Origin of the sequence: Amnibacterium sp., from assembly GCF_025463795.1 — a bacterium.
In the GTDB taxonomy this organism is placed as follows: domain Bacteria; phylum Actinomycetota; class Actinomycetes; order Actinomycetales; family Microbacteriaceae; genus Amnibacterium.
The window spans coordinates 25,128-40,570 of the sequence record NZ_JAODBE010000123.1; the positions used below are offsets into that span (position 1 = coordinate 25,128).

At 70.3% G+C, this 15,443-nt stretch carries 13 protein-coding genes; 6 read left to right on the forward strand and 7 right to left on the reverse strand.

The features are described from left to right. Positions 1–15: 15 nt before the first annotated feature. Positions 16–816 (forward strand): alpha/beta hydrolase, encoded by an 801-nt coding sequence (locus JWQ92_RS11080; RefSeq protein WP_297344519.1) that lies wholly within the window; start codon positions 16–18, stop codon positions 814–816. Positions 817–831: 15 nt separating this feature from the next. Here the strand turns inward: JWQ92_RS11080 and JWQ92_RS11085 are convergent, their stop codons facing one another. From JWQ92_RS11085 to JWQ92_RS11110, 6 genes are all read right to left on the reverse strand, one after another. Then, positions 832–1,446: a cation transporter gene (locus JWQ92_RS11085; protein ID WP_297344520.1), complete on the reverse strand. Its 615-nt coding sequence runs from the start codon at positions 1,444–1,446 to the stop codon at positions 832–834. Between the two features lie 383 nt (positions 1,447–1,829). After that, positions 1,830–2,465 carry a hypothetical protein gene (locus JWQ92_RS11090; protein WP_297344521.1) on the reverse strand — a complete coding sequence of 212 codons (636 nt, stop codon included), beginning with the start codon at positions 2,463–2,465 and terminating at the stop codon, positions 1,830–1,832. After that, the gene (locus JWQ92_RS11095) at positions 2,462–3,073 is read right to left on the reverse strand and encodes a hypothetical protein (RefSeq protein ID WP_297344522.1); all 612 of its coding nucleotides are present in this window, start codon (positions 3,071–3,073) and stop codon (positions 2,462–2,464) included. Before JWQ92_RS11095 ends, JWQ92_RS11090 begins: the two co-directional genes overlap by 4 nt. Beyond that, a complete protein-coding gene (locus JWQ92_RS11100; RefSeq protein ID WP_297344523.1) occupies positions 3,070–4,755 on the reverse strand; it encodes a hypothetical protein in 1,686 nt (561 codons plus the stop codon). The genes JWQ92_RS11095 and JWQ92_RS11100 overlap by 4 nt, the downstream gene beginning before the upstream one ends. Further along, positions 4,748–5,071, reverse strand: a complete 324-nt coding sequence (locus JWQ92_RS11105) for a hypothetical protein (protein ID WP_297344524.1) — start codon at positions 5,069–5,071, stop codon at positions 4,748–4,750. Before JWQ92_RS11105 ends, JWQ92_RS11100 begins: the two co-directional genes overlap by 8 nt. 42 nt (positions 5,072–5,113) lie before the next feature. After that, positions 5,114–5,410 carry a WXG100 family type VII secretion target gene (locus tag JWQ92_RS11110; protein ID WP_297344525.1) on the reverse strand — a complete coding sequence of 99 codons (297 nt, stop codon included), beginning with the start codon at positions 5,408–5,410 and terminating at the stop codon, positions 5,114–5,116. A 235-nt stretch (positions 5,411–5,645) separates the two neighbouring features. Here JWQ92_RS11110 and JWQ92_RS11115 point away from each other — a divergent pair, with 235 nt between their 5' ends. From JWQ92_RS11115 to JWQ92_RS11125, 3 genes are read left to right on the forward strand one after another with little or no spacing between them, the layout of a single operon-like run. Continuing rightward, complete coding sequence (locus tag JWQ92_RS11115) at positions 5,646–6,299, forward strand: hypothetical protein (protein ID WP_297344526.1); 654 nt, start codon at positions 5,646–5,648, stop codon at positions 6,297–6,299. A 2-nt stretch (positions 6,300–6,301) separates the two neighbouring features. After that, a complete protein-coding gene (locus JWQ92_RS11120; RefSeq protein ID WP_297344527.1) occupies positions 6,302–7,543 on the forward strand; it encodes a serine/threonine-protein kinase in 1,242 nt (413 codons plus the stop codon). A gap of 9 nt (positions 7,544–7,552) precedes the next feature. Beyond that, a complete protein-coding gene (locus JWQ92_RS11125; protein WP_297344528.1) occupies positions 7,553–12,019 on the forward strand; it encodes an FtsK/SpoIIIE domain-containing protein in 4,467 nt (1,488 codons plus the stop codon). A gap of 30 nt (positions 12,020–12,049) precedes the next feature. On the opposite strand, the gene JWQ92_RS11130 is transcribed toward JWQ92_RS11125, so the two are convergent. After that, positions 12,050–12,598, reverse strand: coding sequence for a hypothetical protein (locus tag JWQ92_RS11130; protein ID WP_297344529.1), 549 nt, complete (start codon positions 12,596–12,598; stop codon positions 12,050–12,052). Positions 12,599–12,889: 291 nt separating this feature from the next. On the opposite strand from JWQ92_RS11130, the gene JWQ92_RS11135 reads away from it, so the two are divergent. After that, positions 12,890–13,222 (forward strand): hypothetical protein, encoded by a 333-nt coding sequence (locus JWQ92_RS11135; protein WP_297344530.1) that lies wholly within the window; start codon positions 12,890–12,892, stop codon positions 13,220–13,222. Positions 13,223–13,639: 417 nt separating this feature from the next. Then, positions 13,640–15,436: a hypothetical protein gene (locus JWQ92_RS11140; RefSeq protein ID WP_297344531.1), complete on the forward strand. Its 1,797-nt coding sequence runs from the start codon at positions 13,640–13,642 to the stop codon at positions 15,434–15,436. The last annotated feature ends 7 nt before the right edge of the window (positions 15,437–15,443 follow it).

Below are 15,443 nucleotides of genomic sequence, written 5' to 3' on the forward strand. Positions count from 1 at the left end.
CCGTAGGATTCGCCGGTGGATTCGCACCTCGACCGGCCGGACGTCACCCTCGCCTACAGCAGCGCGGGTCCGAAGGACGCGGATCACACGATGGTCGTCGCCCATTCCCTCGCCACCAGCCGGGCGTGGGAGGACGAGGTCGGCATCATGGATTGGAGCGCCGTCGCCGCCGCCGGCAACCGGCTCATCCGGTTCGATACCCGTGGGCACGGCGCCTCGACGGGAACGGACGACGGGACGACGTACCGGTGGCCCCGCCTCGCCGAGGACTACCTCGCCGTCGCCGATTCGGCCTCTCCCGATCGGCCGATCGACGGGCTCGGCTCATCGACAGGCTGCGGCGTCCTGCTCTGGGCCGCCGTCGCCGCCCCGCGGCGCTTCCGTCGGCTCGTCCTTGTCGTGCCACCGACTCGCGGCGAGGCGCGGGCAGCACAAGCGCAGCTCTACCTGGCCGCGGCCCAGATGATCGAGCTCCGCGGACGTGAATCGTGGCAACGCGTCATGCGCGTCACGCCACCGGCCCCCATCCTCCAGGCCGGCGGATGGACGCGGGCCTCCGGCATCGCCGTCCGCGACCACCTCCTGTCCGCGGTCCTCCGCGGCGCAGCGACCAGCATCTTCCCCGACGACGACCAGCTCCGCGCCATCACGCACCCGACCCTCATCCTGACCTGGGACACCGACCCCAGCCATCCCGTGGATACCGCGGAGTACCTGGCCGAGCGGCTCCCGAACAGCACCCTCGACGTCGCCACGTCTCCGGACCGGATCTCGGGTTGGGGCCGGCGGGCTGCCGCCTTCATCGCCGAGGACTGACCCCCACGCTCCGGATCAGTCCAGGTCCACCTGGACAGCCGTACCGCGACGGAGCGCGCGCCCCACGTCGACGAGCAGCCGGACCGCCCCGACCATCACGACCAGCGCGATGACCGCCCCCACCGCTGGATCGAGCCAGTACAGCCCGTGCGTCACCGCCATGACCGCCCCCGCAAGCGCGACCGCACCGGCCGCGGCACTGTCGGACGCCGTGTCGAGCAGCACCGAACGCATGTGGAGGTCCTCGCGGCCCGCGCCCCTGCCGAGCACGAGTACGCCGCCACCGAGGACCACGGCCGTCACCACACCGCCGAGCACCACCGGCACGCCGGGCACCTCGGGCGCGCCCTGGAGCAGGCGGACGCTCGCCTCGATCAGCACGCCGACCGAGACGGCGAGCAGGACCACGACGTTGACCGAGGCGACCACATTCGTCGCTCCGGCCCTGCCGTGCCGGTCCCGCAGGTGCACGGCGAGCAGTCCGAGCCCGAGCGCGACGACGTCCCCGACGCAGTCACCGGCCGTCGCCAGCAGCGACACCGACCCGACGGCGAGGCCGGCGACCGTCAGCCCGGCGACGAGCGCGAGGTTCAGCCCCAAGACGATCGAGAGGCGCCCAGACTGACTCACGTGCCTCCGATGAGACGTCGACCGAGCACGTGGTGACCGGCTCCGCCTCAGAAGAGAGAGACGCTGTCCACGGGCCACCGGTAGTCGTGGTGATGCCCAACCACCTTGACATACGCACTCGCGCCGTCGAGCGCCCGGCACCATTCGTGAGCGTGGCATAGCAGGTGAGCTCGGGGCAGGCTGGTCTCTATCGAGTACGACGGCGTTCGACGCGATCTCGACGACCCACCTGGGGACACCCTCGCGCCAGTGGATACGGGGACCCGCTGGGCAGCGCGGCTGCGGGATTCGGCCGCCCACCCATCACCGGCATCGTCGAGGGCGACGGGCGCCTACCGCTGCATTTCGCAGCCCCTCCGTGCTGCACGGACCTGCGGCGACGGCTACATGACGGCGGCGTCGACGACCGGGGGGACCAGGACCTCGTCCCTCCACCGCAGCGTCGTCACGATGAGGTCGAACAGCTCGATCAGCTTGTCCCGCAGGAGCGGCATGCCGCATGCGAAGACGAGCAGCAGCACGCCGCGGCCGTCGGGCTGCACGATCCAGTAGTCGCACTCGACCGTCTCCACGACCGGCGCGTTCGGCTCGTCCGTGGCTGGGCCCGACACCGTTTCGGCGCGCCGCACCGCCGGCTGGCCGCCGGAGACGAGGTCCGACTCGGCGACGTCGCTCCTCGGCTCGGCGAGCAGTTCATGCAGCGCCGTGCGGCGGTGCTCGGCGGACTCCTCGTGGCGAACTGTGAGCGCGGGCCGGTAGAGAACGATGGACGCGGGGAGGGGGACGCCGGGTGTGATCTCGTCGCAGATCCACATCGCCTCGCCGCCTGCGCCGCGGGCACGGTCGGCCGCGGCGGTGAACCGCGCCCGGATGTCCGCCCGGAGGCGGGCTCGCTCGTCGGCCCGGCCGACCGTCTGCTCCGTGATGCGTCCTATGGCGCGCTTGGCGGCCGACTCGTCCGCGACCGGTACGAACCGCCACGAGCCGGGTAGCACGAACTCGATGTCGGGGTTCTTCACGAAGGTTCTCCGAGGCGGATGCCGTTCGCGATCTCGAGCGCCGTCGCTTCGACGTCGGGCAGCGCGGCGAGCAAGGGGGTCGAGACCGAGAGCGAAACGACGATCGGCTCGGCAGGGAACATCGTCACCACGGTGCGGTGCTGCACCGTCCCGGATGCGTCCGGTGCTGATCGGACGGTGAGCAGGTCGTGGATCGTGACCGCAGGGTCGCCGTGCACGGTGCGCCGCGCGACCTCACGATGCCACACGGCCGCCTCGCCTGCGTGCGGCGCGTTGCGCACTCCCCGCTCCCAGGTGTCTGATGCGGTGCGCCCGTCCGGCTGTAGTCGCGGCACGACGTCGAGCCGGGCCCACGCCTGCACGACTGCGACCGGCGGCTCGCCGAGGAACACCCAGCGCAACCGCCTGGGCCTCGCCTGGGCCCGGGCCCTGTCGAGGGCATCTGCGAGCGACACGACGGCCGACACCGCGTCCTGGCCCTCGAATCCCAGTCGTCCGACCATCTCATAGGGCCAGGCGGGCGCGCCAGGCGCCTCCGGGTCGGGCATCGCGTACCAGCCGGCTGGCATGGCGACCTGGAGTTCGGTCCGCTCGAGTGCCGTGCTCACGGTGTGACCGCGCCCCAGATCGCCGGATCCCAATCGTGGGAGCCCCACGTGCCCTCGGGCGTTTCGAACTTGATGAGCGCCTTGTTCTGGTCGTCCTGCATGTTGCCGAAGATGTCACCGAGCCGGTCGCCCACCGCCCCCGCGCTGGAGCCGAGCGGTAGGCCCGGCCCCAGGTGGTTCATCACCCACTGCGCACCGCCGCCCCAGTGCCCGTCCGACGCCGCGCTGCCGGCGTCCGCGAGCGGGCCGCTGACGGCGTCCCCCAGCTTGTCGCCGCTCACGTCGCCCGAGCTCCACCCGGTGGCGCCTGCTGAGAACTGACCACCCGGGTCCCAATGGGTGAGTGTCGCGGCGAACTGGTTGCCGGCCTGCTGCAGGTGCTGCGCGGGATCGATGATGTGGGTCTGGACCGCGTTCCAGCCGTCCTTCGCCCAGTCGAGGTTCCCGAGGCCACCCGAGTCGGCGAACGACGAGATCTCCCGGAAGGGCATGTGCAGGATCTCGGGGAACGGGGTCTCGTTCAGGCCGTCCTTCAGGTAGCCGCCCGCCTCGAACCCCAGATGCTTGCTGAGATCCTTCATGTCGGTGATGCCGGGCGCGGCGAGGGTGTTCAGCCCGTCGGCCGCAGGCCCGCCGACCTCGTTGAACAGCTGCCCGGCCTCGTTCGACCCGCGGAAGAGCAGGTCGCCGACCTCGGCCTTCGTGACGTCCTTCACGCCTTCGGTGATCGCATTTTTCGCGACCGCGCCGATCACGTCGCCGGCGACTTCATCGACGTCCGACAGCGCGTTGCTGATCGCGCCCTGCGCCGCCGCCCCGAGGGCGCTCCCGGCGAGCCCGGCTCCGAAAGTCGCCACGATCGCGACACCCACCAGCACGAGGTCCATCAGGTGGAACCCGTCCATCAGGAAGGCGAGCAGCGCCAGGACGGCGATCGCGAGGTTGACGATCTGCGCGTAGCCGAACAGGGCCGCGGCCACCGGCGCGAGGATCGGGAAGATCAGCGAGAGCACGGCGAAGACGATGGCGAGGATCGTCAGCACGAGGGAGACGATCTTCAGCACCATCTGCGCGATCCTGTCGATCAGCAGCAGCACCGGCACGAGCGCCGCGAGCGAGTCCCAGAGGTCGTCGTTCAGGTCGTTCTTCTCATCGCCGACGTGGATCGCGATGCGGGCAGCCTGAGCCGCGGCGTCCTTCATTCCTTTCGCGTCGTTCCACATCCGCTGCGCATCGGCCTGCCGCGCCTGCACCTCCCGCTGCTCCGCCATGAGCTGCTGGAGCTGCATGATGTGCACGATCTGGTCGGGGCCGGGCTCGTGCGCGAGCCGGGACTCCTCGTCGATCCGGTACAGCAGGGTCGACGCCTGGTCCGAGAGCGGGCCGTGGGCGGCGATCGCGTTCGCCGCCTGCGTCTGCGCCTCCCGGAGGGCCCTCGCGTAGTTCACGAGCGCGCCGCCGGCCTCGTAGTACCGGTACTGGATCCGGGTGACCTTCTCGACGACGTCGCCCTGGTTGCGGTTCAGCGCCGTGACCGCGTGGCTCGAGAAGAGGTCGGAGCCGAGCTGCCGGATCTCCCCGATGGCGTTCGCGATCGCGTCCGACGTCTCCGAGTAGAGGGTGCCGTCGGCCTCGAGCTGGTTCGGATCCCCGGTCAGCGGGTTCGGGAACGCGTCAGCCACGGGTGCTCGCGATCGTGCCTCGTGAGCCCGGGGGGACGAGCGCCGCCGCGAGCTGCTGGTCCGTCTGCGCGAAGCTCTCGACGGTCATGGCGACCATGCTCTGGAACTTGTCGATCTCCTCGAGCATGTGGTTCCTCGTCTTCCGCCAGTCGTCGGCGAACTCGACGAGCTGCTCGGCCAGCCGCTCGTCCCCCGCCGCCTTCGCGTCGTTCCGAGCCGATCCACCGGCGTTCGACAGCACGTCACGGATCATCGTCATCGAGCGATCGAGGTCGGCGAGAACCTCGTCGTTCAGCCGCAGGCTCCCGCCGTTCATCAGCGCCCGGGCCCTTCGCTCGTCACCTCGAGTGAGCGGTCGTCAGTTCGAGATGGCCCGTGCCAGCGACGAGTCGGTCTGCTGCATCGTGTCGGCAGCCTTGTTCAGGAACTCGGACATGCCCTCGAGACCCGAGATGGTCTGGATCGACCCCTGTGTGAACTTCTCGTAGGTCTGCTGGAACGCACCCGACGCGGTGTCCGTCGTGAACCCCGACGAAACGAGGTTGTCGACGATCTGCTTCAGGTGATTGAGCTCCTGCTCGAGCTGGTTCTGCCCGTTCTTGAGCTGCGATGCAGTGCTCTGCATCTCTTCGTAGGTGACGTTGACGTTCGGCATGTTCCCGCTTCCTTCCGGTTGTTCGCGGCGTGCCCGAGTCCCCCGCCGAGCAGACTAGGACTCGCGTTCAGGTTCCGCCATGGGTAGTTGTGGTAGGGGTTCCGCGCCAGTGGTCTCGCGCGGCGTGTCGGCGCGGTCTAGGGTGTGCCCGTCAGCATCCAGCGGTGGATGGAGGTGCGCGATGGCCGGTCCGACTGGCCCGGCTCCCAAGCCTCGGTCCGGCATTGCGCGGCTGGTGCTCAGGATCGCCCTCGGCGTGGCGTTGGCCGTGCTCCTCGCGTTGAACGGCGTCAAGCACGCTCCGGCGATCGCGGCGGCGCTGTCGCAGCATGCCCCCACACCGACGGCGGTGGTCGCGGCGGGCACGACGCCGAGCGCCCTGCCGTCGGTCAGCCCAGCGGCGTCGCCGACGACCCCGGTCCCGACCCTGTCCGTCCCGGCGCTTCCCCCGGTCGGCTCCGGCTCCGGCTCCGGCTCCGGCTCGGGGTCGGGATCGGGATCCGGCTCCGGATCGGGGTCCGGCTCAGGGTCCGGATCCGGCTCGGGCTCCTCACCGCACCCGAGCACGCCCCCAGCACCTGTGATCACCTCCCTGAGCGCCCCGGCAGTGTCGTGCCCGACGCCGGGCGGTGGTCAGTTCTCGAGCACGCCGCCCCCGCCGACGATCACGATCTCCTGGTCGTCGACCGGCGGGACCAAGGCCTGGTTCGGCGTTGACACGTTCGACGCGTCGGAGCAGCCCTACTCGACCGTGGACCCGAACAGCAACATCTCCCTCGACTGGCCGTGCCCGTCCTCGTCGCAGAACTACGCGGTGACGGTCCAGAGCGCGAACGGCGACAAGGTCACGAAGACGATCGTCGTGCAGAACACCGGGTACGTCGGATGACGATGACGGCCGCGCCCGAGATCGACGGGTACGAGTTCCTCCAGCCGCTCGGCTCCGGCGGCTTCGCCGACGTCTACCTGTACGAGCAGGAGATGCCGCGACGGTCGGTTGCGGTCAAGGTGCTCAGGGGCGACGATCTGTCCTCCGACGCGGTTGCGACGTTCCGCGACGAGGCCAACCTGATGGCGCAGCTGTCCGCCCACCCGGCCATCGTGACCGTCCACGTCGCCGGCGTGCTGCCCGACGAGCGCCCGTTCCTCGTCATGGAGCACTGCCCCCGACCGAACCTGGGGCAACGGTTCCGGGTGGAGGCGTTGCCCGTCGACGAGGTCCTCGCGATCGGCATTCAGATCGCAGGAGCGGTTGAGACGGCCCATCGCGCCGGCGTCCTCCACCGCGACATCAAGCCCGCGAACATCCTGGTGACCTCGTTCAACCGGCCCGCGCTCGCCGATTTCGGAATCGCCGCCACGCTCGGACGCGCCGCCACCGGCGACACGCTCGGTATGTCGGTGCCGTGGTCGCCGCCGGAGACGCTCGACGGCAGTTGGAGCGGGCCGGCCACCGACGTGTACATGCTCGGCGCCACGGTGTACTCCCTCCTCGGCGGGCGCGCGCCGTTCGAGTCGGCGGAGGGCGCGAACGACGTCGAAACGCAGGCGGCGCGTATCCGCCGGGATCCGGTTCCCCCGACCGGCCGACCGGACGTGCCCGCATCTCTGGAACGGGCGCTGCAGACCGCGATGGCCAAGACGCCGCAGGGCCGCTACACCTCGGCCCTCAGTTTCGCCCGGGCCCTGCAGAAGGTGCAGCGCGAGCTCGGCCTCGCCGTCACGACGGTGGATGTTCTCGACAACTCCTTCACTGGCGCCGGCGGCGGTCTCCCCGGCGACGAGAGCCTCACGCTCGGGCGGCTCGGCGCCACCGGGGAACGCTCGACGACAGGATCGCGCACCGGTTCTCGACTCGACATCGGCCCGGTCGCCACGGGGGTGCCTGCGGCGGTCTACATCGCCCCCGCAGCCACCGGGTCCTCGCCGGCCGTTCCGTCCGCCGCCGCGACCGGGACCGCGTCCCGTCCCGCGATCGACGACTCGTCCGATCACACCATGCTCCGAGGGCGCGTCGACGAGCCCGCGTTCGGGCCGGCACCGACGCGGCGCCGCGTTCTCCCGGGCATCGTCGTCGACGTTGTGCTCGTCCTCGGCGTGGCCGCCGCGGCCACCGCGCTCGTGCTCCTCTGAGGGACGGCGATGAAGCTCAAGGTCACGCTCAACGTGGCTCCTGCACCGATCGACATCGTGCTGACCACCGACGCAGCGGCCACGGTCGAGGACGCCGCCCGCGCGATCCGCCTCGCCGATCCGCGCCAGCCGCCCGCGCGGGAGTCCGCTCTGCCGCGGCTCACCCTCGCGGTGACCGCACCGTCGTTCGCCCACGAAGTGGCGCTCCCACCCGAGAAGCCACTGTCCGAGGCCGCCATCGGCTCCGGCTACTTCGTCCGTGTCGCCGTCGCGGAATCTGAACGCACCGATCCTCGCGGGACGGCCGCCGTGCTGCGGGTCATCCGCGGACCCGACCAGGGCATGGAGTTCCCCCTTCGCTTCGGCGACAGCACCATCGGACGGGATCCCTCGAGCACGGTCCGGCTGCGCGATCCGCTCGTGTCGTCCCGGCACGCCCGCGTCTTCGTCGGCAACGTCGTCGAGCTGATCGATCTGAACAGCGCCAACGGCATCCTCGTCGACGGTGGGGTGGTCCCCCGCCTCGTGCTCGAAGCCGGCCAGACGGCGCAGCTGGGCGACACCGAGATCGCGGTCGAGCTGCTCGCCGAGGGCCCGGGCGGGCCGAAGGAGGTCGGGGGGACGCGACCGTTCATCCGACGCCCACGCGTCGTCCCCCGGTTCCCGCCGACCGCGCTGCCGGCCCCGACGATGGCCAGTCCACGGGACAAGCCACGGTTCCCGTGGCTCTCGCTCATGGCTCCGATGCTCATGGGCATGTCGATGTATGCGCTCACCCGGAACGCGTTCTCGCTGCTCTTCATCGTGATGGCGCCGCTGATGATGATCGGCAGCTACGTCGACGGCCGGTCGCAGCGCAAGAAGCAGCTCGCGACGGACACGGCCCGCTTCGAGACCGAGTTCGCCGCGTGCTCGACCGCCCTCATCGACCACCGCCCTCGGGAGCAGCAGATCAGGCGCCAGGAGGCCCCCTCTGCAGCGGACGTCATCTCGGACGCGATGCGCTTGGACGAGCTCCTGTGGAGCAGGCGCCCCGAGCACTGGAACTTCCTGGTGGTCCGGCTCGCCGTCGGCACGGCCACGTCCCGCGTCACCGTCGATACCCCCGCGGCCGGGGGCGGTCAGATGCCCGAGCACGCCGAGCGGGTCAGTGCACTGACCGACCACTACTGCATGGTCGAGGACGTACCGCTCGCCGAGAGCCTGCCGTCCGCGGGTGCCGTCGGGATCGCGGGAGATCGGGCCGCCGCCGCCGACCTCGCCAGGTCGGTGCTCGTGCAGCTCACGGGCCTCCATTCCCCTGCCGAGCTCATCGTCACGGCCATCGTCGGCCCGAGCACGAGCGCCCAGTTCGACTGGCTCAGCTGGCTGCCCCACACCTCGTCGCCGCAGAGCCCGTTCGGGGACGCGGTGCACCTCGCCGACAGCGCCGCGACCGGCGGCGCCCTCCTGTCGGCGCTGGAGGAACTCGTGAAGGCGCGTGGTGCCGCGGCCCGCGCTGGTCGCTCGGACAGTCGTTCGGTGGCTGAGCGCGGCGCGGACGCCGATGCGGAAGCGCCCCCGGTCGAGGCCGCCGGCCTACCCGCGGTCGTGGTGCTGGTCGCTGCTGACGCCCCCGTCTCGTTCGGCCGGCTCGTCCAGCTGACCGAGGACGCCGCGGCCGCCGGGGTCTTCCCGATCTGGATCGCGGACCGACCGGAGCAGCTCCCTGCGGCCTGCCACACCTTCGTCGACCTCGGCCACGGCTCCGCACGAATCGGCTACGTCCGCCGTTCCATGATCGACGAGGGCGTGCCGGAGCGGGTCGGCCACGAGGAGGCGCTGACCTTCGCGCGGCGCCTGTCCTCGATCGTCGACGCCGGCGCGGTCACCGTCGACGCGAGCGATCTGCCCGCCTCCGTCGCGATGCTCGCCCTCACGGGCACCGAGATCGCCGACTCCCCCGCCACGGCCGTGGACCGGTGGCGGCAGAACGGATCGATCCACAGCCGGGACGGGGTCTCCTCGGGAGGTGGGACCGGCCGCGCGACCCTCCGGGCGATCGTGGGTCAGGCCGCCGGTGACGCGATGCGGCTCGATCTGCGCACGCAGGGACCGCACGCGCTCGTCGGCGGCACGACCGGAGCCGGCAAGAGCGAGTTCCTGCAGGCGTGGGTGCTCGGCATGGCGACCGAGTACAGCCCGGATCGGGTCACCTTCTTGTTCGTCGACTACAAGGGCGGATCGGCCTTCGCGGACTGCGTCGCCCTCCCGCACGCGGTGGGCATCGTCACGGACCTGACGCCCTACCTCGTGCGTCGAGCGCTCACCAGCCTCCGAGCCGAGCTGCACCACCGGGAGCTGCTGCTCTCCCGCAAGAAGGCGAAGGACCTGCTCGAGCTGGAGAAGCGCGGCGACCCGGAGGCGCCGCCGGCCCTCGTGCTCGTGATCGACGAGTTCGCCGCACTGGTCGGCGAGGTGCCCGAGTTCGTCGACGGCGTCGTGGACATTGCCCAGCGCGGCCGGTCCCTCGGCATCCATCTGATCATGGCCACGCAGCGGCCGGCGGGCGTGATCCGTGACAACCTGCGAGCCAACACCAACCTGCGTGTCGCTCTGCGGATGGCCGACTCCCACGACAGCTCGGATGTCGTCGGCGACACCGTTGCCGCGACGTTCGACCCCGGCTTGCCGGGGCGGGCCATCGCCAAGACCGGCCCCGGCCGCCTGGTGCCCTTCCAGGCCGCGTATGCGGGCGGCTGGACGGACTCCGCGCCGAAGCGCGCAGCCGTCCAGGTCGCCGAGCTGCGCTTCGGTGCCGAGATCTTGTGGCGCCCTCAGACGGAGGCGACGACCGCCCAGGAGGGGCCGACCGATCAGGCGCGGCTCGTCGCCGTGTTCCGGAAGGCCGCCGATGCGGCATCGATCCCCGCGCCTCGTCGGCCGTGGCTGGATCAGTTGCCGGACACGATCGACCTGCTCAGCCTCGAAGCGGGTTCCGACGCCGAGCTGGTGCTCGGGGTCACCGATGTGCCCGAAGCGCAGGCACGCCGGGTGGCGGGGTTCTCGCCCGACATCGCCGGGCATCTCGCCGTGTTCGGCACCGGCGGTTCCGGCAAATCGACAGTGCTGCGATCGGTGACAGCCGCGGCTGGACGCGCGTCCGAACCGGTGCACGTCTACGCGCTCGACCTCGGCGGCGGCTCCTTGAGGATGCTCTCGACCTTTCCGCACGTCGGCGCAGTGATCACGGGGGACGACACGGAACGGAGCGCCCGACTGCTCCGAACGATCCGCGATGTGCTCGACGAGCGAGCCGTGCGGTTCCCCCTGGCGAACGCCGCGACGATCGCCGACTACCGGGCGATCACCGGAGAAGCGACGCCGCGGATCCTGCTGCTCATCGACGGGTTCACCGCCTTCCGGGACGCCTTCGACACCGCGGCAGGGGCCGCCCTGTACGGCGTCTTCCTGCGCATCCTGTCGGAGGGCCGCCAGTTCGGCGTCCACGTCGTGATCAGCGCGGACCGGGCAGGCAGCGTCCCCACCTCCGTGCTCGCCGCCGTGCAGCAACGGATCGTGCTGCGGCTCAGCGACGACTCCTCCTATCTCCTCCTCGGCACCCCGAATGATGTGCTGACCGACGCCTCGCCGCCCGGGCGCGCCGTGTTCGGGACGAACGAGACGCAGATCGCCGTACTGGGCGGCTCGTCGAACGTGCTGGACCAGGCGCGCGCGACCGAGGACCTCGCGAGTCAGATCTCGCTCGCCAAGCCGCATCGGCCGGAGCCGGTCGAGGCCCTCCCGCTCGAGTACGCGGAGGGCGAGCTGCCCGATGCGGTCGACGGGAAGCCGGTGCTCGGGCTGTCCGATGACGACCTGGCACCGATCGGATTCGAGCCGGCCGGCGCGTTCGTGATAGCGGGCGCCCCGGGAAGCGGCCGCACGACCGCCCTGCTCGGGATCGCGCGCAGCCTCGCCCGCTTCGACCCCGAGGTCGCGCTCTACTACCTCGGCAACCGCCGCTCCCCCGTACCGCACTCGCTCGATTGGCTTGACACGGCGACCACACCGGACGATGTCGCCGCGCTCGCGCGCCGCATCTCGGCCGAACTCGCCATGGACGACCGACCGGCGCGTCGTGTTGCGGTGATCGTTGAGAGCATCGCCGATTTCCTGTCGGGCCCCGCCGACATGGCGCTGGTCGAGCTCATCAAGACGATCAAACGCAGCGACCACGTCATCGTCGCGGAATCCGAGTCGAGCACGTGGGCCTCGTCGTGGCCCCTGCTCGCCGAGATGAAGACGGCGCGCCGCGGGATCGTCCTCCAGCCCGAGACGCTCGAGGGTGACACGATCCTGCGCACGACCTTCCCGCGGGTAGCACGTGCCTCCTTCCCGACCGGGCGAGGGCTCGCCGCCCTAGGGCGGGGAGCGGTCCGGGTCCAGCTCCCCAAGGCGGAGTTCACCCTCGCCCGCCCGGTCCCCGGACCCTGATCGATTCTGCGAAGCGCCCGGCTGGCGGCGTCAGTGAACCTGGGGCAGGACGGTCGCGGCCGCGACCCGCAGGGGCTTCGCCGCGACCGATGCGTCATCAAGGAGGACGACCGTGATGCCGTACCAGGTGGTGCCCTTCCGCACGAAGATCGCGAACGGCTCCTCCCATGCCTCGTCACCGATGCCCGGGATCCGGGTGAAGGCGTGCTTCAGGCTCCTGTCGATGTCGTAGGTCTTCTTCGCTCCGTCGCCGATCGTGAAGCGGACCTGCGCGGTCTTCGGCCCGGTTGGGCTGGTGTCGTACTCACAGGAGGGCTCGGCCGGCTGCCCCTCCTGCCCAGGCTGCAGCTCAGCGCCCACGATCGCCTGCGCATCGGCCTTGGTCAGAATCGAGCACGCGAGAACGACACTCGACCGGGCGGCAGACGATGTGTTCGCGGCCGCGCCCGTGGCCGGCGCGCCCGCGGTGACCGTGACAGTGGCCTGAGGGCTCCCCGCCGCTCCGGAGCAGCCGGCGAGGGCGAACGAGCACACAACGACGAGCGACGTGCCGATCCACATGCGATGGCGATGTCGCATGGACGCACCATAGTGATCCGCCGGCCGAAGGCACCAGGGGAAATCGTCGCGATTCGAAAAGGATCATTAGGGCGTCTATGGGAGTGCGCTGCAGCACCGGCGGCGCCGAACTCATGCAATTTCCGTATCGCCCCGCAACGCCCCGTCCGCCGGAGCGTGCAGCATCCGGCCTTGTCGTCTCCCCGACCGAGGTGGAGACTCCGCGTGCCTGGCTCGCCGACTGTCGCCTCGACTGCCTACGGAACCCGCTCGGCGTGGAGGTCAAAGATGACCCAGATAGCAGTAGCAGTCATGCCGATCGTGGACGTGGGCGCCTGGCAGGCGTTCGCCGATGAGATCTCGACAGGCGCCCGCAGCGAGGCACACCGTGCGTTCCTCCGGCGTGGCGGGGTCGGCAAGGAGACCCTCTTCCATCAGCAGACCCCGATGGGGGACCTCTTGGTGATGGTGTGGGACGGCGTCGACACCAACGCGATGGCCGCGCACTTCGGCAGCATGCTGCAGGACCCTGCCAGCGACCACGAGCGGTACCTGCGGGACTACGTGATCCCGGAGTTGCACGGCATCGACACCCAGCAGCCACCGCCCCCGCCCGCGTCCCAGGTCGCCGAAATCACGACGTAGAGACTCGGCACTCCAGAAGAAGCGCGGGCGGGATACGCCACAGACGCCGATGTCGACGACCGGACGGGGTCATCTCCAGCGCGCCTGACCGCGTCCACACCTCCCCGGCTCACATCACTCCTGGCCGTCGACGTGGTCGAGGCCCCCACGGTCCGGTTGCTGCCCGGCCCGACGGTCGCGGCCCCCGACGGCGTTCGCGTCGGGCGGCTCACCGAGCGCACGGCGCCGGGCCGCGGGGACCCGACCCTGCGATCGATCCGACCCGTGCCCCCCAAACCACCGGCTTGCGCGCGGCCCCGAGGTGAGTACGTTCTGAGGCGATCGGACCCGCCTCCACACAGTTGAGCCAGCGAACAGGTCTGCCTCCATCGGAGAACCGCTGGACGGACGAGTCCCGAGCAGTTTCGAGGATGAACCATGCTCGACTACCACTTCGACTACGTCGCCCTCCAGCACTACGTGTCCCAGCTCTCGGCGAGCAACTTCCCCGACCCGACGCTGACCAGCGCGCGGAACGATGCTCTCGCCAGCACCACGGACGAGCCCAGCGCTGTGCTGACGGGTGCGATGCTCCACCATCTCTTGGAGCACGCCTCCAGCGACGGCAGTGAGGTCGATCTCCTCACGCGGGCGGCTGCGCTGTGGGAGAAGGGGAAGGCTCTCTGTGACCAGCTCGGTTCGATCCGTGCGGACCTCGAGTCGGCGTTGGAGAACCCGGCTGATGCTGGAGCGCCAGACGTGTTCGACAACGCATCGCTCAGGGCTCAGCAGTTGTCGAACGATGCGGCCGGGCTACGAACCGAGGTGGAGGCCGTTCGGTCAGGCGCACTGAGCTTCCGTCACCTTCCGCCGCATCCGAGACAGTCGGACCTCCCGACGAAATCGTGGGACTGGGCGAACCTTGCCGCAGGACGACGCACGGAAGCGCTGGTGGAGACGCTCTTCACGAAGGCGAAGGACCCACGCGCTCTCGGACTGGCCGTCGGCGTGCTCTCGAGCTACGGCGCCAACGTCGCGGGATCGTCCTATCTCGGCCACGTGGTCGGCGGACCGCGGCGAAGTCAGCGCTACCGAGACCGGCTGGGGCGGAACTCCATCGGACGGTGGCTGCTGGACAACGACTCCAACGCACGACGTCCCTCCACGATCGCCGATCAACTCGAGGGAACAGCAGGCGGGGGTGGCCTGCCGGCCGACCTTGAAAGCTTCATCACCACCGCGCTCGAGGACACCTTCGACGTGAACGCGACGGAGCCCATACCGCCCCTCCAGACGGGTTGGACGAGGCTCGTCGCCCACCTCCGGCTCATGGACGAGTTCGAGATGCCCAGCGCCCCCATCGCACCCGCGCAGTACTGGATGGCCCAGCTGTGGTCCGACCCCAGCACTCCCCCGCCGTCGCTTCGCCCCCAGGACGTCGATGTGAACGGCCAGGATGGCGGTGGCATGGCGATGACCGTCGGGTCACCGGCTCCCGGCTCCGGCCAGCCCAGCCAGAAGAGCGACGGCTCGACGATCTGCGGCATCATCTTCGCGATCCTGATCGTGATCGATCTGATCCAGGCCTTCGTGCAGTGCTGCGTGCAATGGGGCAACAACAAGCGCTGCACCTTCTGGGACAACATGCTGCTCAGCAAGCTGTGGGAGCAGGACCCGCCGGACCCGCGCGACCCCACCAACCCCAACTCCACCACGCAGATGTTGACGGCCATCAGTCAGGCACCACAGGCGGTGCAGTTCGTCGGGATCCTCTACGACACTCACTCGCAGGTGTACGAAGCCCTCGCGAACGCACAGAGCTTTCTCGCCATCACCGGCCTCATCTACCCGCCGAGCGTCGGGGGTCTGCCCGTGTACGAGCAATTCACCGCCACGCCGACTCGGGGACTCGAGGAGGATTGGCCACACCGCGAAGAGGTCAGCCCGGCAGACACCTACTTCCTGTACCCGACGTCGGTGATCGAGGGGCCCTCGCGGCGTCCGTCGCCCTTCCCCCCAGGAGCGGTCCCCGCAATCGCTTTGGACGCGACCGGCCCCCTCAGCGCCGGCACGGTGGCCCTGACCCTGTGGGCACAGGCCGTCACCGGCACCGTTGACGACGTGAACCTCGATCTCGACGCCGACCGTGGGTTCCAGCATCCGTGCTGGGACGCGGTCGGCTCCGTCGCCGACCAACCGATTCAAGTCCGCGATCTCAGCTACTCGGACCAGTAGGAGCAGC